This window comes from Yersinia rochesterensis, from assembly GCF_003600645.1.
Classification (GTDB): domain Bacteria; phylum Pseudomonadota; class Gammaproteobacteria; order Enterobacterales; family Enterobacteriaceae; genus Yersinia; species Yersinia rochesterensis.
On the sequence record NZ_CP032482.1, the window covers coordinates 795504 to 817813 of the forward strand.

Here is a 22310-nt window from a genome sequence, read left to right on the forward strand (position 1 = left end):
AGGCGACCTCTAGGGAGGAAATAGTCAATTACAGCATAGCGTTGTTGAGGAAATAAAAAGTGACCGTCAGCACAAATTACAATCAATGCAGAATATATTATAATTATTAATGTTTATGCAATTGTATAGATTAAGGTGCTGATTTGTATTCTGTTGATTATCATCATATTTTTATTATTTCTCGGGTGAGGGATAAAATGGTAATGGGTTTTTTATTAGGGTTTTTGATTTTTTTTTTTTTGATTAGAGTTTAGATGGGGTTTGAATTGTTGGGTCAGGGAACCTGACACCAACAATATACTCACAAAATGAATTAAAAATAATTAACGTAGGAATTCTGGCTGTTGTTTTTCGTAGGCTGAAATATTACTTTCATGCTGTAGTGTCAGGCCAATGCTGTCTAAACCGTTAATCATACAATGACGGCGGAAACTATCAATTTCGAAAGAATAACTTTTTCCACCGGCATTTACCGTCTGGTGCTCTAAATCGACAATAAATTCGATGCCTTCATTTTCTTTAACCAATTGAAATAAAGTATCAATATCCGCTTCATTTAATGTGACCGGCAATAACTGGTTATTAAATGAATTGCCGTAAAAAATATCAGCAAAACTTGGGGCGATAACCACTTTGAAACCGAAATCTGTCAGTGCCCAAGGCGCATGTTCGCGTGATGAGCCGCAGCCGAAGTTTTCGCGGGCTAACAAAATGGTCGCGCCCTGATAGCGCGGTTGGTTCAGCACAAATTCAGGGTTGGGCACTTTGCCAGCATCATCGAGAAAACGCCAGTCGTTAAACAGATGTTGACCAAAACCGGTGCGCGTCACTTTTTGCAAAAACTGTTTCGGGATAATCGCGTCAGTGTCGACGTTTGCCGCATCCAATGGAACGACCAAACCCTTATGTTGAACCAAACCCGTTTGTTGAGCCAAACCAGAGTGTTGAGTAAATTTTGTCATGGTGGTGTCTCCGATTAGTGGGTGGCGGCGGATAAGTCGCGGACATCAGCAAAGTGACCACTGACTGCCGCTGCGGCAGCCATTGCCGGGCTAACCAAATGGGTGCGGCCTCCACGGCCCTGACGCCCTTCAAAATTCCGGTTGCTGGTGGAAGCACAGCGCTCGCCTGGCTCCAGGCGGTCATTATTCATCGCCAAACACATAGAGCAGCCGGGTAAACGCCACTCAAAACCGGCTTCGATAAAGATTTTATCCAAACCTTCTGCTTCGGCCTGCGCTTTCACCGGGCCGGAGCCGGGCACCACAATCGCCTGTACGCCGGTCGCCACTTTGCGCCCTTGCGCCACGGCGGCAGCGGCACGTAAATCTTCAATGCGCGAGTTGGTGCAAGAGCCGATAAAGACTTTATCAATCGCCACTTCGGTCAACTTGATACCAGGGCGCAAGTCCATATAAGCCAAGGCTTTTTCTGCCGAGGCGCGCTCAACCGGATCACTAAAGGATTCCGGTGCCGGGATGATTTCATTCACCGCGATGACTTGGCCCGGATTGGTGCCCCAAGTCACTTGTGGCGCTATCTCGGCAGCATCTAAGGTGACGACAGTATCGAATTTGGCGTCAGCATCAGATTTCAAGCTGCGCCAGTAAGCCACACCTTGCTCCCATTGCTCGCCAGTTGGTGCAAATTGTCGGCCTTTCAGATAGTTAAAAGTGGTGTCGTCCGGTGCAACTAAACCGGCTTTAGCGCCCATTTCAATCGCCATATTGCACAAAGTCATCCGGCCTTCCATGCTCAGCGCTTCAATCGCACTGCCGCAGAATTCCACCACATGGCCAGTACCCCCGGCGCTGCCGGTTTTGCCGATAATTGCCAGCACGATATCTTTAGCGGTAATACCGGGGCCAACATCCCCATTAACTTCAATTTTCATGGTCTTGGCGCGGCCCTGTTTCAGGGTTTGGGTGGCCAACACGTGCTCAACTTCTGAGGTGCCGATACCAAATGCCAATGAGCCAAATGCGCCGTGAGTCGCGGTGTGGGAGTCTCCGCACACAATCGTCATCCCCGGCAGAGTCATTCCTTGCTCTGGGCCAATCACATGCACGATGCCCTGGAATGGGTGATTCAAATCATATAAAGAAACGCCAAATTCAGCACAGTTTTTGATCAACTCTTGCATCTGAATGCGCGCCATTTCGCCGCTGGCATTGATATCTTTGGTTTGCGTCGAAACGTTGTGATCCATGGTGGCAAAGGTCTTACCCGGCTGACGTACCGGGCGGCCCATGGCGCGCAAGCCGTCAAAGGCCTGCGGCGAGGTCACTTCATGCACTAAGTGGCGGTCGATATACAACAGCGGGGTTTCATTTGGCGCTTCGTGCACGATATGCGCATCATACAACTTTTGATATAACGTCTTGTTTTGATATAACGTCTTGCCCATGTTAAACCCCCTCCGCCACAAATTTAGCGATGATATCGCCCATTTCATTGGTGCCGATTGCTTTGCCATCACCGGCTAAATCAGTGGTGCGATAGCCTTGTTCCAATGCTTGATTGATGGCGTTTTCAATCGCGTCAGCCGCGTCGTCTTTACCCAAACTAAAGCGCAACAACAGGGCCAAAGACAGAATTTGCGCAATAGGGTTGGCAATATTTTGGCCCGCGATATCCGGTGCGGAGCCGCCAGCGGGTTCATACAAACCAAAACCTTGCTCATTCAAACTGGCGGACGGCAGCATGCCCATCGAGCCGGTTATAATCGCGCATTCATCGGACAAAATATCGCCAAATAAGTTGGAGCACAGCAACACGTCAAACTGGGATGGATCTTTAATTAACTGCATGGTGGCGTTATCAATATACATATGGGATAACGCAACATCTGGATAATCGGAGGCAATGGCGGTGACCACTTCGCGCCACAGAATTGAACTTTGCAACACATTGGCTTTATCAATAGAGGTCACTTTGCCACGGCGTTTACGTGCAGATTCAAAAGCAATGTGGGCGATGCGTTCAATTTCAAAGCGGTGATAAACTTCAGTATCAAATGCACGTTCGTGCATACCTTGGCCTTCACGACCTTTGGGTTGACCGAAATAGATACCGCCGGTTAATTCACGCACGCACAGAATATCGAAACCTCGAGCAGCAATATCACTGCGCAATGGGCAGAAATCTTCTAAACCTTGATACAAACGCGCAGGGCGTAAGTTGCTGAATAATTTAAAATGTTTGCGCAAGGGTAACAATGCACCGCGCTCAGGTTGTTCCGCTGGTGGCAAATGTTCCCATTTGGGGCCGCCCACGGAGCCAAATAAAATGGCGTCAGCTTGCTCGCACCCGCTCACGGTAGCCGGTGGCAATGGGCTGCCATGACGGTCAATGGCAGCACCGCCCACATCATATTTGCTGGTGGTGATTTTGATGCTGAAGCGCTGGCGCACCGCATCCAATACTTTTTCCGCCTGAGTCATTACTTCAGGGCCAATACCGTCTCCGGGTAAAACGGCAATATGATAAGTCTGAGTCATGTTCACACCATTTCCTGATTATTTTGTTGCAAGCGCTGCTTCTCGATTTCGACCTGATGAGCGCGCCAGATGTTATTTAATACGTGAACCAATGCTTTTGCGGATGACTCGACAATATCTGTTGCCAGGCCCACACCATGGAAACGGCGGCCTTTGTGGTCAACCACGATATCAACCTGACCCAATGCGTCTTTACCCTGACCATTGGCAGACAGTTGATATTTCACCAGTTCAATCGGGTAGTCGGTAATGCGGTTGATGGCCTGGTACACTGCATCGACCGGGCCATTACCGGTGGCCGCTTCTGATTTAACTTCTTCACCACAGACCAATTTTACTGATGCTGTCGCCATCACGCTGGAGCCAGACTGCACACTGAAATAGTCCAAACGGTAATGTTCTGGCTCTTCCTGCTGCTTATTAATGAAAGCCAATGCTTCCAAATCGTAATCAAAAACCTGGCCTTTCTTATCCGCTAATTTCAAAAAAGCGTCATATAAGGAGTCCAAATTATAGTCTTTATCCTGATAACCCATCTCTTCCATACGGTGTTTTACGGCGGCACGACCCGAGCGGGAAGTCAGATTCAACTGCACTTCTTTCAAGCCGATGGACTGCGGGGTCATGATTTCGTAGTTTTCGCGATTTTTCAGCACGCCATCCTGATGAATACCGGATGAGTGGGCAAAAGCATTGCTGCCGACAATGGCTTTATTGGCAGGTATTGGCATGTTGCATAACTTACTGACCAATTGGCTGGTGCGGTAAATTTCTTGATGATTAATATTGGTATGCACGCCTAACATGTTTTCCCGCACTTTAATCGCCATGATCACTTCTTCCAGTGAACAGTTACCTGCGCGCTCGCCCAAACCATTTATAGTCCCTTCGACCTGACGCGCCCCGGCTTGCACCGCGGTAATGGAGTTGGCTACTGACATGCCCAAGTCGTCATGGCAATGGACAGAGATAATGGCTTTATCAATATTTGGCACCCGATTATACAAGTCAGTGATGATTCCACCGAACTGATAAGGCGTGGTGTAGCCGACAGTGTCAGGGATATTGATGGTTGTGGCACCGGCATTGATCGCGGCCTCTACAATGCGGCACAAGTTATCAATGGGGGTGCGCCCCGCATCTTCGCAAGAGAATTCCACATCATTGGTATAGTTGCGGGCGCGTTTTACTGAGTGAACGGCCATCGCCAACACATCGTCAAACGAGCGCTTTAATTTGGATTCAATATGTAAAGTGGAGGTCGCCAAAAACACATGAATTCGGAATGCTTCAGCAATACGCAAAGCTTCAGCAGCAACATCTATATCTTTGTCTACACAGCGTGCCAAGGCGCAAACCCGGCTGTTTTTTACTTGCTGAGCAATGGTGCGGACTGACTCAAAATCGCCAGGAGAGGAAACCGGGAAACCGACTTCCATGACATCGACACCCATTCTTTCCAATGCTAACGCAATTTGCAGCTTTTCTTTAACACTCAAGCTGGCTTGTAATGCTTGTTCACCGTCGCGCAAGGTTGTATCGAAAATAATGACTTGTTGGCTCATGGGTTGTTCCTTGTCGTGTTTACATTTGCGCTTAGCGGGTAAAAAAAAGCCCGCGCATTTGCGCGGGCTTGTTAATCTTGATGGCTGAATCAGTTCTGATTTCCGTCCACCAACATACCGCGCAAGTGAGATGCGTTGAGTAGTAGGCCTAGTAGACGGGTTGAGTAGAACATAATTTTTCAGTTTCTCATTAGTTAAAATATTGCGTTGCCTAAATTGATACGTGAATTCTATGGTTGTGTCAACATTTGTTTAAAATGGCGTGTTCAACTGGTTACGAGGATACTGAATTCAGTATGACGGCACAAAAAACTTAAAAATTAATTTTTAAAGATTTTTAATCTAACTATCTAAACTGTGGATTTTGCATTATTTGGCATAATACTCAAAATGCGGGGGATTGTGCTTTTTGTCTATGTGATGAATTGATAGCCTGTTTACTTTCTCTCTGTGGCTCTGATGAGTTGTTTTTCAACTCTGTTCAGGGATAATTAAATTAACAGGTTAATAATTAACCACAAGCAGTCTTATTTTTTATACAGATAGTGAATTTACACAGCAGTTATTTTATCTTAATGTATATCTTTGCTCTTGTTTTTTATACTTCATGACTATTTATATTAATTATAATTAGATTTAGTGAGGTATTTTATGTTTTTTGTGTTTTTCTTAATATAATTAAGAGTTAATAAGTTATAAGTGAAGAATTTATTATTCATTAATGTCATAGTTGTTAATCCTCTCATTTTGTGATGTGAACATGTCAAAAGTTCTATTATTAATATTGATGAGGTATGGCCTTAATATTGACAATTTAGATTGATTTTATTTACCATGCAAAATATTTTGCATATTCTTCTTGTTTATATATTTGTCTATGGGTTTTACTGATCACCAAATGCATTAGGTGTGATTTATATTTTCACACTTATACAAGGATGAGACTCGATTTTACCTCTTAAGGTATTAAAGAGAATATTGGTATTATTAATGATAAGTGTTCAAAGATATTTTGAAACAATAATGAATATCTATGAGATTATTTATTAATCATACCATCTGCATAAAGCTTAGTGGAGTTAAGCATGTTTGAACACAACTTAGGAATCGACAGTCAAGTCACTAAAAAGGAAGGGAGCGACGTCCATTTACGCAGTGTCGACCTCAATCTATTAACTGTTTTCGATGCTGTGATGCAAATGCATAATGTGACACGTGCTGCACAGTCACTGGGGATGTCCCAGCCTGCAGTGAGCAACGCCGTTGCTCGTCTCAAAGTGATGTTTAATGACGAGCTGTTTGTTCGCTATGGCCGAGGTATCCAGCCAACCGCCAGAGCGCGCCAGCTTTTTGGGCCGGTACGACAGGCATTACAATTAGTGCAAAATGAGTTGCCAGGTGCGGGGTTTGAAGCCAAAAGTAGTGGGCGAGTATTTAATTTATCTATTTGTAGCCCTCTGGATATTAGGCTAACCGCACAAATCATACAGCAGGTTAATCAATTAGCACCCAGTGTTCAGCTCATTATTAGATCTTATCTTAATGAGAATATTGAACATCAGTTACGTTATCAAGAAACCGAATTTGTTATCGGTTATACCAAGTTCGAACGCTCCGATTTTCATGATATATCATTATCCTTGGATGAATCCGTTTTGGCAGTGTCTAAAGATCACCCGCGTATTGATAATTCAATCACTCAAGAACAACTTCTTTCTGAATTACATGCGGTGGTGTCCTTAGATAAAGTAGGTTCTTTCAGTGAGCTTTATTATGATTCGACCATCAGTAGCCAAACTATCGCTTATGAAAGCACGGATATGAACAGTGTGCTGAATATTGTCTCTCAAACTAGCCTTGTTGCAATTGCGCCTCGTTGGTTAGTTCAAACATACAGCGAGGCCCTTAATCTGAAACTTATCCCGTTACCGTGGGAGGAAACATGTCGCTCATGTTATCTCACTTGGCATGAATCAACGGATAGAGATAAGGGACATCAATGGATGAAAGAATTACTCGGCCAGCTTAGTATTCCTTCTTAATTATTATCGTTAAGTCCTGCTACTGAAATGGTTTTATTCTCAGTGGCAGGCAAGGGCCACAGCCTAATTTAAAATGAATCTTTTTGTATCCCATCCAGCAAAATATTTTTACCCATCTTGATTCCCTTTCCGTCGTCCTGAATGCTGTATTTTTCGTCAAAATCTATTTCAGCTCACACTTCTGCGCTGAATTTTGTTTGCCATAAGCGATAGAGTGGGTAGACTGCGCGAAAAAAGTGAACGACTGTAAGCTGAAAGCCCATAAGCAAAAGCGGTAGTACACTTTAACAAATGATTTCTCAGCGAGCTGCGATGTTATGACTCAACTATTAGATAAATATCACCTTGTGCGCCGGTTGCGCCAACAAATAAGCCAGAGAGCTGACAAGGTCGCGTTCCGTGAATGGTCGCCAGAAGGCGAAAATCAACTGACCTGGCGGCAGATTGATACTCATGTGACGCGAATTTCAGCGGCTTTGTTGTCTTTGGGTGTTGCAATCCAAGAGCGTGTTGGGATTTTTGCTAATAACAGCATGGCTTGGTCATTAGCCGATTTAGCTATTTTACAAATTCGCGGTGTGAGCGTGCCGTTGTACGCCACCAATACAACCGCTCAAGCTGTTTATGTAATGAATGATGCTGATGTGCGCATTTTATTTGTCGGTGGACAAGCGCAGTTTGATGTCGCAATTACACTCAAGCCGCTATGCCCACAATTGAGCCAAATTGTGGTATTAGACCCCCATGTAGATTTACGTGGCTGTGAATATGCCCAACATTTAGCTGATTTTGAACAGCAGCCAGATGCGGTTCTGCAACATTTATTAACCGCACGTATAGATGGTTGCGATTTAAGTGATTTATTCACATTGATTTATACTTCGGGCACGACCGGCGAGCCGAAAGGGGTGATGCTGGAGTACCGGAATATGGCCGCTCAGCTCTATTTGCATGACCAGCGCTTGACCCTGACACCTGAAGATACCTCTCTTAGTTTCCTGCCGCTGTCTCATGTGTTTGAGCGGGCCTGGAGTTTCTATGTCATGCATACCGGCGCGCAAAATGTGTATATCAGTGACACCAATTGGGTGCGAGCCGCGATGCAGGCAGTAAAACCGACGGTTATGTGTGCGGTTCCGCGCTTCTACGAAAAAGTGTTCAGCGCTATAAATGATAAAGTTGCCTCGGCAAAATGGCATCGCCGGATGTTATTTAACTGGGCGGTTCGGTGCGGCGAGCGCAAATTCCAAGCTTTGCAAAGTGGGCAAACCTCCTCGTGGCTCTCAGAGCAGATGTTTAAGCTGGCGGATCGTCTGGTATTGAGTAAATTGCGCGACCTGCTGGGGGGGAAAGTGCGTTTCTTACCGGCCGCCGGTGCACGGCTGGATGACAATATTATTCTGTTTTTCCAGGCCATTGGCGTCAATATCAAGTACGGCTATGGTATGACAGAAACCTGCGCCACGGTTTCTTGTTGGGAGGATAAAGACTTCCGGTTTGGTTCTATCGGTAAGCCATTACCGGGGATCGAAGTGCGTTTGGGCGCTGAAAATGAAATTCAAGTGCGCGGCCCGGTTGTCATGCGCGGCTATTTCAATAAACCTCAAGAGACCGCAGAATCTCTCACTGAGGATGGTTGGCTCAAAACCGGTGATGCCGGTGCGCTAGATGCTCAGGGGAATTTATTCATCACCGAGCGGCTGAAAGATTTGATGAAAACATCGGGCGGAAAATACATTGCGCCGCAGATGATTGAGGGCACTCTCAATCAGGATCGCTTTATCGAGCAAGTTGCGATTATTGCCGATACCCGCAAATTTGTTTCGGCGCTGATTGTCCCGTGCTTCGAATCGCTGGAAGAATATGCGCATTCGATAAACCTGAAATATCACGACCGGCTCGAACTGTTACGTCATAGTCATATTGTCAGTTTGTTCGAGCAACGGCTGAAAGATATGCAAAAAGAGCTGGCAAAGTTCGAGCAAGTTAAGCGCTTTACTCTGTTGCCGCAGGCTTTCACGATGGAAACAGGTGAATTGACACCTACTATGAAATTACGGCGTAAAATCATTCTCCAGAACTATCAGAATGAAATTGACTCCATGTACCGCGATTAACCCATCCACGTTTTCACTACATTGGCCGGTATTTGTCTGACGATACCGGCCAGTTTTGCTGTTTTTCTAACCAGCCGTTTCTCTTCCCCTCCCTACATGCGTAACAGCGATTATTTTGCTGTAGCCATGGATAAAAATTATCAGCCTGATTTAGTTCTATAATTTGGTGTTAATGCGACGTTAAAAACAAGAATTCCTATCATCATGCAGTGTTTTATTTTCAGAATGAAGTCAAATACAGGGTGTGGCCGACAGAATTGACTTTAGTTGAGAGAATTGTTGTTTGCCTGCCAGAAATTCTGACGTTATGTTAATGAGTTAGTTACGTTAATAAATATCCCAATACTTATAAGCAAAGAATAACAAGCAAAGAATAGGAATACGGGGCGTTGTGCCTCTCCTACCGGGTTTCGTGGAAATGATTTCCCGTTATCCAATGAGCAAACTAAGCCTGGAGGCAAAACCCATGGAGATGTTGTCAGGAGCCGAGATGGTTGTCCGATCGTTAATCGATCAGGGCGTTAAGCATGTATTCGGTTATCCCGGCGGGGCCGTACTTGATATCTACGATGCCCTGCACACGGTCGGAGGCATCGATCACGTGCTGGTGCGCCACGAACAAGGTGCAGTTCACATGGCCGATGGTTATGCACGAGCTACGGGCGAGGTTGGTGTGGTGCTGGTGACGTCCGGCCCCGGTGCAACCAATGCGATTACCGGTATTGCGACGGCGTATATGGATTCAGTGCCGATGGTGGTGCTTTCTGGTCAGGTACCTAGCTCACTGATTGGCTATGATGCTTTCCAGGAGTGTGACATGGTTGGGATCTCCCGCCCGGTGGTCAAACACAGCTTCCTGGTCAAGCGCACCGAAGATATTCCAACTGTATTGAAAAAAGCATTTTATCTGGCGTCGACAGGCCGCCCTGGGCCGGTAGTCATTGATCTGCCAAAGGATATTGTTGGCCCAGCAGTCAAAATGCCTTATGCCTATCCAGAGCAGGTCAGCTTGCGCTCTTATAATCCGACGGTGCAAGGTCATCGCGGGCAGATTAAACGCGCGCTGCAAACTATTCTGGCGGCTAAAAGGCCGATTATGTATGTCGGGGGCGGGGCGATTAACTCGGCTTGCCACCAAGAGCTACTGACATTCGCTGAGAAGCTGAATTTACCGGTCACCAGTTCTCTGATGGGGCTGGGGAGCTTCCCTGGGACTCATCGCCAAAGTGTCGGCATGTTGGGGATGCATGGGACGTTTGAGGCCAATATGGCCATGCACAATACTGATCTGATTTTTGCTGTGGGCGTGCGCTTTGATGACCGCACCACCAATAATCTGGCGAAATATTGCCCGAATGCGACTGTGGTACACATTGATATCGACCCAACATCTATATCAAAAACTGTGGAAGCTGATATCCCGATTGTCGGCGATGCCAAACAAGTTTTGACGCAAATGCTGGACTTATTGCCGCAGATTGATTGCGCACAAGATTTCGATAGTTTGCGTGATTGGTGGCAATCCATTGAACAATGGCGTGCCCGTGATTGTCTTGGCTACGATAAAAAGAGTGGCAAAATTAAACCGCAGGCGGTGATTGAAGCACTGCATCGCCTGACCAAGGGTGACGCTTATGTCACGTCAGATGTCGGCCAACATCAAATGTTCGCTGCACTTTACTATCCTTTTGATAAACCACGCCATTGGATCAACTCCGGCGGTTTGGGCACCATGGGCTTTGGTCTGCCCGCAGCCCTTGGGGTGAAACTGGCTTTACCTAATGAAACCGTGGTGTGTGTTACCGGTGATGGCAGTATCCAAATGAATATTCAGGAATTATCTACTGCGCTGCAATACAACTTGCCAGTGTTGGTTTTGAACCTGAATAACCGCTATCTCGGCATGGTGAAACAATGGCAGGATATGATTTATTCTGGCCGACATTCACAGTCTTACATGGATTCTCTGCCTGATTTCGTCAAATTGGCGGAAGCTTATGGTCATATTGGTGTTTCCATTCGGACACCGGATGAGTTGGAAAGCAAACTGGCCGATGCTTTGACACAATTATCCAAGACTGAACGTCTGGTATTTGTGGATGTGACTGTCGATGAAACAGAGCATGTTTACCCAATGCAGATTCGCGGTGGTGGCATGGACGAAATGTGGCTTAGTAAAACGGAGAGGACATAATTATGCGCCGCCGGATTTTATCAGTTCTGCTGGAAAACGAATCAGGTGCCCTATCAAGAGTGGTCGGCCTGTTTTCTCAGCGCGGTTATAACATTGAAAGTTTGACGGTTGCGCCGACCGATGACCCGACACTGTCCAGAATGACCATCCAAACTGTGGGTGATGCTAAAGTTCTGGAACAAATTGAAAAACAGCTACATAAGCTGGTGGATGTCTTGCGGGTTAGCGAGCTGGTTTCGGGGTCACATGTTGAGCGCGAAATCATGCTGGTGAAATTGCAGGCCAACGGCTACGGGCGTGAAGAAGTAAAGCGCTGCGCTGAAATCTTCCGTGGGCAGATTGTGGATGTTACCGCCACGCTTTATACCGTGCAGCTTGCCGGTACCAGCGACAAACTGGATGCATTTTTGAATGCCGTGCGGGAAGTGGCCGAAATTGTTGAGGTTGCTCGCTCCGGTATTGTCGGTGTCTCCCGTGGCGACAAGATAATGCGTTAATCATGGTGATTAATACTGACTAATCTCCAATTGTTAGGCTCAGCAGGTATGTTGAGCTTTTTTTTTCTTATTTTTTAACCTGGATAGCGTTATATAGCAGTGAAAGCGGTTGCTCAATAGTGAGTTCTGCGGTTAGATCATATCCATGGTTAAACTATGTCTATATACCCGTCATACTTCAAGTTGCATGTGCGTTGGCTGCACTCAATCACCCGAATCACTTACTCGTGTAAGCTCATCGGGATTTTCTCGCTTGCCGCCTTCCTGCTACTCGAATTATTTAGCGTACAGATATCTTAGTCTAACCTACAACATCACTTTACAGGGTAATAAGGGGTCAATGTGAAACTGGATGAAATCGCGCGCCTTGCGGGTGTTTCGCGCACTACGGCCAGTTATGTCATTAATGGCAAAGCGAAACAGTATCGGGTCAGCGATAAAACAGTAGACAAAGTTATGGCGGTTGTCAGGGAACATAACTATCACCCAAATGCTGTCGCGGCAGGGTTGCGCGCGGGCAGAACCCGTTCGATCGGCTTGGTTATCCCGGATCTGGAGAATACCAGCTACACCCGTATCGCCAATTATTTGGAGCGACAGGCTCGCCAGCGGGGTTATCAACTACTGATCGCCTGTTCTGAAGATCAACCAGATAATGAAATGCGCTGTATTGAGCACTTGTTACAGCGCCAGGTTGACGCCATCATTGTTTCGACCGCCTTGCCGCCGGAGCACCCGTTTTATCAGCGCTGGGCAAATGATCCATTACCGATAATTGCGCTGGATCGCGCACTTGATCGGGAGCATTTCATCAGTGTCGTCGGTGCGGATCAAGAAGATGCACAGATGTTGGCGCAAGAGCTGCGTTCTTTCCCGGCGGAGTCCGTCTTGTATCTGGGCGCACTGCCAGAACTGTCAGTCAGCTTCCTGCGGGAGATGGGGTTCCGTGAGGCGTGGAAAGATGATCCGCGGAAGGTCGATTTCTTGTATGCCAATAGCTACGAGCGCGACGCCGCGGGTGTGCTGTTCGCTGAATGGTTGAAGACCCATCCAATGCCACAGGCATTGTTTACCACCTCATTCCAGCTGTTACAGGGCGTTATGGATGTCACGTTAAAACAAAGTGGCCGTCTGCCTGCTAATCTGGCGATTGCTACTTTTGGTGATAATGAGCTATTGGATTTCCTCGAGTGCCCAGTATTGGCGGTGGCACAGCGCCACCGTGATGTTGCTGAGCGCGTGCTGGAGTTAGTATTAGCTAGCTTAGATGAACCTCATAAACCAAAACCGGGCTTAACCCGCATTCGCCGCAATCTGTTCCGCCGCGGCAGTTTAAGCCGCAAATAGTCTACATTTTAGCCAATCAGGGCCATCCTAGGCCCTGATTATTGTTTGCTTGTGTTATTCATCCCACTTTATACCCAATAGATTTCAAGATGCAGAAAAGCGGTAAGCAAGAAAATTCCGATGAGCTTACTGAAGTCGAGTGATTCTGGGCGCAAGCGCGACCAACACACCTGTAGCTTGAAAGATGACGGGGTTATCAGACATAGCCCGCGACACGGAATAACCTGCGGCAATACTCCAAAAAGTAACCATAAGCCACGCCCATTGCCATTGAAACCAAGGCGTTACTCGCAACCGCTGTGGTGATTTGCTCTAAATCAGCTCCGACCGACCATAAAATTATGGCATAAACCGGTGATTGGAAGCTGACATAGGCCAGTAAGTCGGCCAGACTTTTCGCCCAAAAATGCTCTCCCGCATGACTACGCGCAAAACGGATGAAAGCATCCCGATACACGCCGTAGGGCCAGGCAATAAGGATGTTGACTGGAATCGAAACCAGCCGCGAAGAGAGTGACTGCTGGAAAGTCATTCCCGAGATCACGATTTCAATTATCATGCCGATGACAAAACAATACACCACGAGTGCAAAAGTATCGGCTGCTGCACTACGCAGACGGGACTCAGTAGAAAACATTGTCATTAACTCCCTAATTGGGGGAAAAATCTGCCAGAATGGCAAACATTGAAATTAATAGCAGATTTTATATATTGCTCATCATGTAAAATGCAGGTGATTATGTTGCTATATTGCTTTTTGTGTAGTTTACAGTGCTATTACTGGTAATATAACCAGCTTAAAATTTTTATTTTTAACATTTGGCTGGTTTTTATACTTTGTACTGTGGAAAATTGGGCTTTTAGTGGTCTTTTAAATGGCGGGATACTCGTTTTTTGTTGAAAAACATAAGGTTAGCTATTTCATTGACTGGGAGGGAAACGCTATGCAGCAAGAGGCAAATTTAAAGTAATCGGAAGAAAGAAAATTTATTTACAGTCTTTTCCTAATTTAAGATTTATCTGTCTGAAGATATTCATATTTCATCAATACCTAAAAATAGGCACTAATAATTTATTTCAAAATAGATTAATCCCCATCGGTTAATTGAAGTAAAATGTCTGCCAGTTAACACTTGTTGTTATCAAGGATATTATTGTATTGCCGTCGGTTTTGCTGCTAACTTCCCTGCTTTTTCTCAGGAAACACCAGTGGCCGCGGGTTTTGTGCTCAAACTGTATAATATCAAACCGCACAATTTTTATACTAAAAATGAGACATTCCTTGCAGAAGGAAATAATGCGTCAATTAATTGACAATTTATTATTTATTTAAGTTGCTAGAATTACTGTTGGAAAAATAGCCCGTTTATCATGACGTTAATTTCTATTTCAACCCCGAAAATAGCCCCTTATACGAGATATATCTCAAAAATGACCCATAAATATTGTCAAAGCCCATCCTCTCTGGCTTGACAAGGTTTTCATACCATCCGTAAACTCTTTAATGTGGGGATTTGTGGGATAAAGTGGCGAATTAGGTCATGAGGGGGTAACTCAGTCATGTTTCGTGGGGCAACGATGGTTAACCTCGACAGCAAAGGGCGGCTTGCCGTACCTACCCGTTACCGGGATTTGCTGAATGAGGAATCGCAGGGCCAGATGGTCTGTACCATAGACCTTCACCAACCATGTCTGTTGCTTTATACACTCCCCGCATGGGAAGTCATTGAACAAAAATTATCTCGTCTGTCGAGCATGAACCCAGCTGAACGTCGAGTTCAGCGTTTGCTGTTAGGGCATGCCAGTGAATGTCAGATGGACGGAGCTGGGCGGTTACTGATTGCAGGAACATTGCGTCAGCACGCCGGGCTGAATAAAGAAGTGATGCTGGTTGGGCAGTTCAATAAGTTTGAACTGTGGGATGAACAGACCTGGTATCAACAAGTCAAGGATGACATCGACGCAGAACAGTCGACTCAGGAACCTCTTTCTGAGCGGCTACAGGACTTATCGCTATAAGCATGGTAGATAACAACAAAACTGTAGATAACAACTACAAGCATACAAGCGTATTACTGGATGAGGCGGTGAATGGCCTGAACATCCGTGATAACGGCATCTATATTGACGGAACTTTTGGCCGTGGTGGCCACTCGCGCCTGATTTTGTCCCAACTTGGGCCAGAAGGGCGTCTGATAGCAATTGATCGTGACCCACAAGCTATTGAAGCGGCAAAATCGATTACCGACCCCCGTTTTTCTATCGTGCACGGCCCGTTTTCTGATTTGGCCCATTATGTGCGGGAATTGGATTTAGTCGGCCGTATCGACGGTGTATTGCTGGACTTGGGCGTTTCTTCCCCCCAATTAGATGATCCAGAGCGCGGTTTCTCTTTCATGCGTGACGGGCCGTTAGACATGCGGATGGACCCAACTCGTGGGTTATCAGCGGCTGACTGGTTGATGAAAGCCGGTGCTGACGATATTGCTTGGGTGTTGAAAACCTTTGGTGAAGAGCGTTTTGCCAAGCGCTTAGCCAAGGCCATTGTTGAGCGTAACCTCACGCAGCCAATGACTCGCACCAAAGAGCTGGCTGATTTGATCGCTAATGCCAGCCCATTCCGCGAAAAGCATAAGCATCCAGCAACCCGCAGCTTCCAAGCTATCCGTATCTATATCAACAGTGAATTGGAAGAGATAGAGCGCGCATTGGATGGGGCGCTTGAAGTGCTAGCACCTGAAGGCCGCTTGTCCGTCATTAGCTTCCATTCTCTGGAAGACCGTATTGTGAAAAACTTTATCCGTCATCACAGCCGTGGGCCACAAGTGCCGGCGGGACTGCCATTGACGGAAGCACAGTTGCGCAGCATGGGTGGGCGCACCTTGAAATCCGCTGGCAAAATGATGCCTCCGGATGCCGAAGTGGCTGAAAACCCACGGGCGCGCAGCTCGGTATTACGTTTTGCCGAGAGGATTAAAGAGTGATAGGCAACGAACGCCACGGTTTAGTTGGGGTCATCGGCGGTGATTTAATCCGCAATGCGAAGATTCCATTAATTTTACTGATCGCGGTGTTAGTGTCTGCTGTTTTGGTTGTGACCACCGCCCACCGTACGCGCTTGCTCACTGCTGAGCGCGAGCAACTGGTGCTGGAGCGGGATGCGCTGGATATTGAGTGGCGTAACCTGATTCTGGAAGAGAATGCATTGGGTGATCACAGCCGAGTTGAAAGTATTGCGATTGACAAGCTTAAAATGCAACACGTTGATCCATCACAAGAAAACATTGTGGTTCAGTAATGGTTTTTTCCAATAAATAAAGGAATTTGTCGCCACCATGACTCTGAGTAGCCAAGGTAACGCATGAAAGCAGCGCGCCCCGGGAAGTTAAAGCGCCAGGAAGAACAAGCCAGCTTTATAAGCTGGCGTTTTGCGTTGTTGTGCGGCTGTATTTTGCTGGCATTAGTCGGCCTGATGTTGCGTACCGCTTATCTGCAAGTCATTAACCCCGATAAGTTGGTGCGCGAGGGCGACATGCGCTCATTGCGGGTACAGGAAGTTCCAACCGCCCGAGGGATGATAAGTGACCGCTCTGGCCGCCCATTGGCCGTTAGTGTCCCGGTTAACGCGGTTTGGGCGGATCCGAAAGAGTTAACCGAGCGCGGTGGCATTACGCTAGATACGCGCTGGAAAGCGTTGTCTGATGCGCTGGAAATCCCACTAGACCAACTGGCGACCCGCATTAATGCTAACCCGAAAGGGCGCTTTGTTTATCTGGCTCGTCAGGTTAATCCGGCGATTGGCGACTACATCCATAAGCTGAAATTACCCGGTATCTATTTGCGTCAAGAATCGCGCCGTTACTATCCAGCAGGCCAGGTGATGGCGCATATCATCGGTGTGACTAACATTGATAGCCAAGGTATTGAAGGCGTAGAGAAAAGTTTTGACCGGTGGCTCACCGGGCAGCCTGGCGAGCGTACCGTCCGTAAAGACCGCTATGGCCGGGTCATTGAGGATATTTCCTCTGTGGATAGCCAGGCGGCGCACAATCTGGTGTTGAGTGTTGATGAGCGCTTGCAGGCGCTGGTCTACCGCGAGCTGAATAATGCAGTGGCATTCAACAAAGCAGAGTCTGGTACCGCAGTGCTGGTGGATGTCAACACCGGCGAAGTGTTGGCGATGGCGAACAGCCCATCCTACAACCCAAATAACCTGACCGGTACGCCGAAAGATGCCATGCGTAACCGGGCAATAACCGATATTTTTGAACCCGGCTCGACAGTTAAGCCAATGGTAGTCATGACGGCATTGCAGCACGGCGTAGTGAAAGAAAATAGCGTGCTCAACACCTTGCCGTACTTTGTTAACGGTCACCAGATTAAAGACGTGGCCCGTTACGCAGAGCTATCCGTGACCGGGATCTTGCAGAAGTCGAGTAACGTCGGTGTTTCTAAACTGGCGTTAGCGATGCCATCCTCAGCTTTGGTAGATACTTACTCAAAGTTTGGGTTTGGGAAAGCGACCAATTTGGGGTTGGTCGGAGAAAGCAGTGGCTTATATCCTAAAAAACAACGGTGGTCTGACATAGAGAGGGCCACCTTCTCTTTCGGCTACGGGCTAATGGTAACGCCGTTACAACTAGCGCGAGTCTATGCAACCATCGGCAGCATGGGGGTTTATCGCCCACTGTCGATTACCAAAGTTGATCCGCCAGTGGCGGGTGAGCGTATCTTCCCTGAACCGCTGGTGCGTACCGTGGTTCATATGATGGAAAGCGTGGCACTACCTGGCGGCGGCGGCACTAAAGCCGCCATTAAAGGCTACCGTATCGCGATTAAAACCGGTACTGCCAAGAAAGTCGGCCCAGATGGTAAGTATATGGACCGATATCTCGCTTACACCGCTGGCGTTGCGCCCGCGAGTAACCCTAGATTTGCTCTGGTTGTGGTCATCAATGACCCGCAGGCAGGGAAATATTACGGTGGTGCGGTTTCTGCACCGGTGTTCGGTGCCATCATGGGCGGTGTCTTGCGAACCATGAACATTGAGCCAGATGCATTACCCACTGGTGATAAAAGCGAATTAGTGACTAATACAAAAGAGGGTTCAGGTGGCAGATCGTAACTTGCGCGACTTACTCGCTCCTTGGGGGCTAGACGTCCCGGAGCGTGCGCTACGGGAAATGACATTAGACAGCCGAGTTGCCGCTGCCGGGGATTTGTTTGTCGCCGTTGTCGGCCATCAGACGGACGGGCGTCGCTATATCCCGCAAGCTATCGCCCAAGGTGTGGCGGCGGTGGTCGCGGAAGCCGACGGTGTGGCACCGGATGCCAGTATGGTCGAGATGCATGGCGTTCCTGTTATTTATCTGCGTGATTTGAATCAGCACTTATCTAAGCTGGCGGGGCAATTTTACCATCAGCCGGGTGCCGCATTACGTTTGGTCGGTGTGACCGGAACCAACGGCAAAACCACGACCACCCAATTGTTGGCGCAATGGGCTCAGATGTTGGGCGAAACCAGTGCGGTGATGGGGACGGTTGGCAATGGCCTGTTAGGGCAAGTTATCCCCACTGAAAATACCACCGGCTCAGCGGTTGATATCCAGCATTTATTGCGCAACCTGGTGGAGCAAGGGGCGACTTTCGCCGCGATGGAGGTCTCTTCCCACGGTTTGATTCAAAACCGCGTAGCCGCATTGCCATTTGCTGCCGCAGTGTTCACTAACTTAAGCCGCGATCATCTGGATTACCACGGCAATATGGCGAGTTACGAAGCGGCCAAATGGCTGCTGTTCTCCACCCATCAATCCGAACACAAAATTATTAATGCTGATGACGAAGTCGGTCGCCGCTGGTTAGGGCAGTTGCCGCAAGCTGTCGCCGTCAGTATGGAAAACAATGTTCCTGCGGGCTGGAATGGCCCATGGTTGTCTGCCACTCAGGTTCAGTATCACGATAACGGCGCGAGCATCGCTTTTGATTCAAGCTGGGGCGTAGGCCAGTTAGAAAGCCGTCTGATGGGGGCATTTAACGTCAGTAACCTGCTGGTGGCGCTGTCAACGCTGCTCTCACTGGGTTATCCGTTAGCAGAATTATTAGCCGCAGCGCCTAATTTGCAACCGGTGTGCGGGCGGATGGAAGTATTTAACGCGCCAGGCAAACCGACGGTGGTGGTGGATTATGCCCACACGCCGGATGCATTGGAAAAAGCACTGGCGGCAGCCCGTTTGCATTGTAAAGGCCAACTGTGGTGTGTGTTCGGCTGCGGTGGCGATCGTGACAAAGGTAAGCGCCCACTTATGGGCGGTATTGCGGAGCAGCTTGCGGATAGAGTGGTCGTCACTGATGATAACCCGCGCAGTGAAGAGCCGCAGGCGATTGTCGCGGATATCCTCAGCGGTTTGCTGGATGCCGGACATGCGCAATCCATCCATGGCCGTGCTGAAGCGGTCACCAGCGCCATTATGCAAGCTAAAGCCGATGATGTAGTGCTGATCGCTGGCAAAGGACATGAAGATTATCAATTAGTTGGCAATCGCCGTCTGGACTACTCCGACCGTGTCACTGTCGCGCGCTTGTTGGGGGTGGTGGCATGATTAAGGTCTCACTGCATTTTCTGTCCACGCTGCTTAACGCTGAACTTATTGTCAGTGATAAACAGGGTGAAAACGTCGAGATAACCGAAGTGACCATTGATACCCGTCAGGTCACGCCGGGGTGTCTGTTTGTGGCGCTGAAAGGCGAACGTTTTGATGGACATGATTTTGCAGAAGATGCTGTTACCGCTGGTGCCGGAGCTTTGCTGGTAAGTAAACGCTTACTGGTGGGCGCGCCGCAATTAGTGGTTAAAGATACTCGCCTGGCTTTGGGGCAGCTTGCTGCCTGGGTTCGTGAACACGTTCCTGCCCGCGTGGTGGCGTTAACGGGGTCATCGGGTAAAACCTCGGTAAAAGAGATGGTTGCGGCCATTTTACGCCAATGCGGTAAGGTGCTGTATACCGCCGGTAACTTCAATAATGATATCGGCGTGCCGTTGACCTTGCTGCGTCTGACCCCCGAGTATGATTTTGCTGTCATTGAGCTTGGCGCTAATCATATCGGTGAAATTGCTTACACCGCCGATTTAAGCCGCCCAGAAAGTGCTTTGGTGAATAATTTAGCCGCCGCCCATTTGGAAGGTTTCGGCTCTCTGGCGGGTGTGGCGCAAGCTAAAGGGGAGATTTTTGCTGGGTTGCCTGCGAATGGCACTGCAATTATCAATGCTGACAGCAATGATTGGCCGCACTGGCAGGAAACTCTGCATAACAAACGGGTCTGGCGTTTTTCGCCTCATGGCGCAGAAGATATCGATTTTTTTGCCAGTGACGTGCGTATTACACCGAAAACGACCTATTTCACTTTGCATTCTCCCCTCGGTACTGTGGCTATCGAGTTACCGCTACCGGGGCGGCATAACATTGCCAATGCGTTGGCCGCCGCGGCATTAGCCATGTCGGTTGGCGCGGACTTAGCCGCCGTTCACGAAGGGCTGACACAGCTACAGGCCGTGCCGGGCCGCTTATTCCCCATAGAACTTGCCGCGGGTAAGTTGCTATTGGATGACAGCTACAACGCCAATGTCGGCTCCATGACCGCGGCTGCTCAAGTGCTGGCTGAAATGCCGGGCTACCGGGTGATGGTGGTCGGTGATATGGGCGAGTTGGGTGAAACCGCTGTCGATTGCCACCGTCAGGTTGGCGAAGCCGCGAAACAGGCGGGTGTCGATAAAGTGCTGAGTGTGGGCGTATTAAGCCAGGCGCTGAGTGACGCGAGTGAGTGTGGCGAGCATTTTCAGAATAAGGACACATTGGCAGCCCGAGTCAGTGAATTGCTGCTCGAACATCCGGTTATCACTGTTTTAATTAAAGGTTCACGTAGCGCCGCCATGGAAAATGTCGTGCGTGCGTTACAGGAGAAAGCATCATGTTAGTTTGGCTGGCTGAATACTTAGTAAAATTTTACTCGGGCTTTAACGTCTTTTCCTATTTGACGTTCCGCGCCATTGTCAGTCTGTTGACGGCATTATTTATCTCATTGTGGATGGGGCCGCACCTGATTGCCTATCTACAGAAGTTGCAAATTGGTCAGGTGGTGCGTAATGACGGGCCAGAGTCACATTTCAGCAAGCGCGGCACCCCCACCATGGGCGGGCTGTTGATCCTGTTCTCCATCACTATTTCGGTGCTGATGTGGGCTTATCCGTCTAACCCGTATGTCTGGTGTGTGCTGTTCATTCTTATTGGTTATGGGATTGTCGGTTTTATTGATGATTACCGCAAAGTGGTACGCAAAAACACCAAGGGCTTGATTGCCCGATGGAAATACTTCTGGCAGTCAATCATTGCGCTGGCTGCGGCTTTCACCATGTACAGCATCGGCAAAGATACGTCGGCCACCGAGTTGGTGGTGCCATTCTTTAAAGATGTCATGCCACAGCTTGGCCTGTTGTACATCCTGCTAGCTTATTTCGTGATTGTCGGCACCAGCAATGCAGTCAACCTGACCGATGGGTTGGATGGCTTGGCGATTATGCCAACAGTGTTTGTTGCCGCGGGTTTTGCATTGGTTGCCTGGGCGACCGGTAACATGAATTTCGCTGCATATCTGCATATTCCTTATCTGCGCCATGCCGGTGAGCTGGTGATTGTCTGCACCGCGATTGTCGGAGCCGGGCTGGGCTTTTTGTGGTTTAACACTTATCCGGCGCAAGTGTTTATGGGCGATGTCGGCTCCCTGGCATTGGGCGGCGCGCTGGGCACCATCGCGGTATTGCTGCGCCAAGAGTTCTTATTAGTGATTATGGGCGGGGTGTTCGTGGTTGAAACGCTGTCGGTCATCTTGCAAGTCGGTTCCTTTAAGTTACGTGGGCAGCGGATTTTCCGTATGGCCCCGATTCATCATCATTACGAACTTAAAGGCTGGCCGGAACCACGGGTGATCGTGCGCTTCTGGATTATTTCGCTGATGCTGGTGCTGATTGGCCTGGCGACGCTGAAGGTGCGGTAA

General features: G+C 48.2%; 17 protein-coding genes. 12 read left to right on the top strand and 5 right to left on the bottom strand.

All coding sequences use genetic code 11. The features are described from left to right. Positions 1 to 323: 323 nt before the first annotated feature. The 4 genes from leuD to leuA are packed head-to-tail and all read right to left on the bottom strand — an operon-like array spanning position 324 to position 5065. Complete coding sequence (gene leuD, locus DXZ79_RS03720; RefSeq protein WP_038636333.1) at positions 324 to 962, bottom strand: 3-isopropylmalate dehydratase small subunit; 639 nt, start codon at positions 960 to 962, stop codon at positions 324 to 326. 14 nt (positions 963 to 976) lie between these two features. Beyond that, entirely contained in the window at positions 977 to 2407 is a 1431-nt protein-coding gene (leuC, locus tag DXZ79_RS03725) for a 3-isopropylmalate dehydratase large subunit (protein ID WP_050113688.1), read from the bottom strand. Position 2408: 1 nt separating this feature from the next. Next, positions 2409 to 3500, bottom strand: a complete 1092-nt coding sequence (gene leuB, locus DXZ79_RS03730) for a 3-isopropylmalate dehydrogenase (protein WP_120011117.1) — start codon at positions 3498 to 3500, stop codon at positions 2409 to 2411. Between the two features lie 2 nt (positions 3501 to 3502). After that, the gene (gene leuA, locus DXZ79_RS03735) at positions 3503 to 5065 is read right to left on the bottom strand and encodes a 2-isopropylmalate synthase (protein ID WP_004388981.1); all 1563 of its coding nucleotides are present in this window, start codon (positions 5063 to 5065) and stop codon (positions 3503 to 3505) included. A 1085-nt stretch (positions 5066 to 6150) separates the two neighbouring features. On the opposite strand from leuA, the gene leuO reads away from it, so the two are divergent. The 5 genes from leuO to cra all read left to right on the top strand — a co-directional run bounded on the left by leuO (position 6151) and on the right by cra (position 13262). Further along, positions 6151 to 7107, top strand: coding sequence for a transcriptional regulator LeuO (leuO, locus tag DXZ79_RS03745; protein WP_050291598.1), 957 nt, complete (start codon positions 6151 to 6153; stop codon positions 7105 to 7107). 317 nt (positions 7108 to 7424) lie between these two features. Beyond that, positions 7425 to 9224: an AMP-dependent synthetase/ligase gene (locus tag DXZ79_RS03750; protein WP_038636322.1), complete on the top strand. Its 1800-nt coding sequence runs from the start codon at positions 7425 to 7427 to the stop codon at positions 9222 to 9224. A gap of 466 nt (positions 9225 to 9690) precedes the next feature. Then, the gene (ilvI, locus tag DXZ79_RS03755) at positions 9691 to 11418 is read left to right on the top strand and encodes an acetolactate synthase 3 large subunit (protein ID WP_038636319.1); all 1728 of its coding nucleotides are present in this window, start codon (positions 9691 to 9693) and stop codon (positions 11416 to 11418) included. A 2-nt stretch (positions 11419 to 11420) separates the two neighbouring features. Next, positions 11421 to 11915: an acetolactate synthase small subunit gene (gene ilvN, locus DXZ79_RS03760; protein ID WP_038636316.1), complete on the top strand. Its 495-nt coding sequence runs from the start codon at positions 11421 to 11423 to the stop codon at positions 11913 to 11915. A 342-nt stretch (positions 11916 to 12257) separates the two neighbouring features. After that, entirely contained in the window at positions 12258 to 13262 is a 1005-nt protein-coding gene (cra, locus tag DXZ79_RS03770; RefSeq protein WP_004388987.1) for a catabolite repressor/activator, read from the top strand. A 196-nt stretch (positions 13263 to 13458) separates the two neighbouring features. Here the strand turns inward: cra and DXZ79_RS03775 are convergent, their stop codons facing one another. Then, entirely contained in the window at positions 13459 to 13899 is a 441-nt protein-coding gene (locus DXZ79_RS03775) for an L-alanine exporter AlaE (protein ID WP_038636313.1), read from the bottom strand. A 923-nt stretch (positions 13900 to 14822) separates the two neighbouring features. Between DXZ79_RS03775 and mraZ the strand changes: the two genes are divergently transcribed. From mraZ to mraY, 7 genes are all read left to right on the top strand, one after another. Then, complete coding sequence (gene mraZ / locus DXZ79_RS03780; protein WP_005167064.1) at positions 14823 to 15281, top strand: division/cell wall cluster transcriptional repressor MraZ; 459 nt, start codon at positions 14823 to 14825, stop codon at positions 15279 to 15281. A gap of 2 nt (positions 15282 to 15283) precedes the next feature. Further along, positions 15284 to 16246: a 16S rRNA (cytosine(1402)-N(4))-methyltransferase RsmH gene (gene rsmH / locus DXZ79_RS03785; protein WP_038636306.1), complete on the top strand. Its 963-nt coding sequence runs from the start codon at positions 15284 to 15286 to the stop codon at positions 16244 to 16246. Beyond that, the gene (gene ftsL, locus DXZ79_RS03790; protein ID WP_032819138.1) at positions 16243 to 16560 is read left to right on the top strand and encodes a cell division protein FtsL; all 318 of its coding nucleotides are present in this window, start codon (positions 16243 to 16245) and stop codon (positions 16558 to 16560) included. Before rsmH ends, ftsL begins: the two co-directional genes overlap by 4 nt. Positions 16561 to 16623: 63 nt before the next feature. Beyond that, a complete protein-coding gene (locus DXZ79_RS03795; RefSeq protein ID WP_038636303.1) occupies positions 16624 to 18387 on the top strand; it encodes a peptidoglycan glycosyltransferase FtsI in 1764 nt (587 codons plus the stop codon). Beyond that, positions 18374 to 19861, top strand: a complete 1488-nt coding sequence (gene murE / locus DXZ79_RS03800; RefSeq protein ID WP_038636300.1) for a UDP-N-acetylmuramoyl-L-alanyl-D-glutamate--2,6-diaminopimelate ligase — start codon at positions 18374 to 18376, stop codon at positions 19859 to 19861. The genes DXZ79_RS03795 and murE overlap by 14 nt, the downstream gene beginning before the upstream one ends. Beyond that, a complete protein-coding gene (murF, locus tag DXZ79_RS03805) occupies positions 19858 to 21234 on the top strand; it encodes a UDP-N-acetylmuramoyl-tripeptide--D-alanyl-D-alanine ligase (RefSeq protein WP_038636297.1) in 1377 nt (458 codons plus the stop codon). Before murE ends, murF begins: the two co-directional genes overlap by 4 nt. Then, complete coding sequence (mraY, locus tag DXZ79_RS03810; RefSeq protein WP_050291600.1) at positions 21228 to 22310, top strand: phospho-N-acetylmuramoyl-pentapeptide-transferase; 1083 nt, start codon at positions 21228 to 21230, stop codon at positions 22308 to 22310. The genes murF and mraY overlap by 7 nt, the downstream gene beginning before the upstream one ends.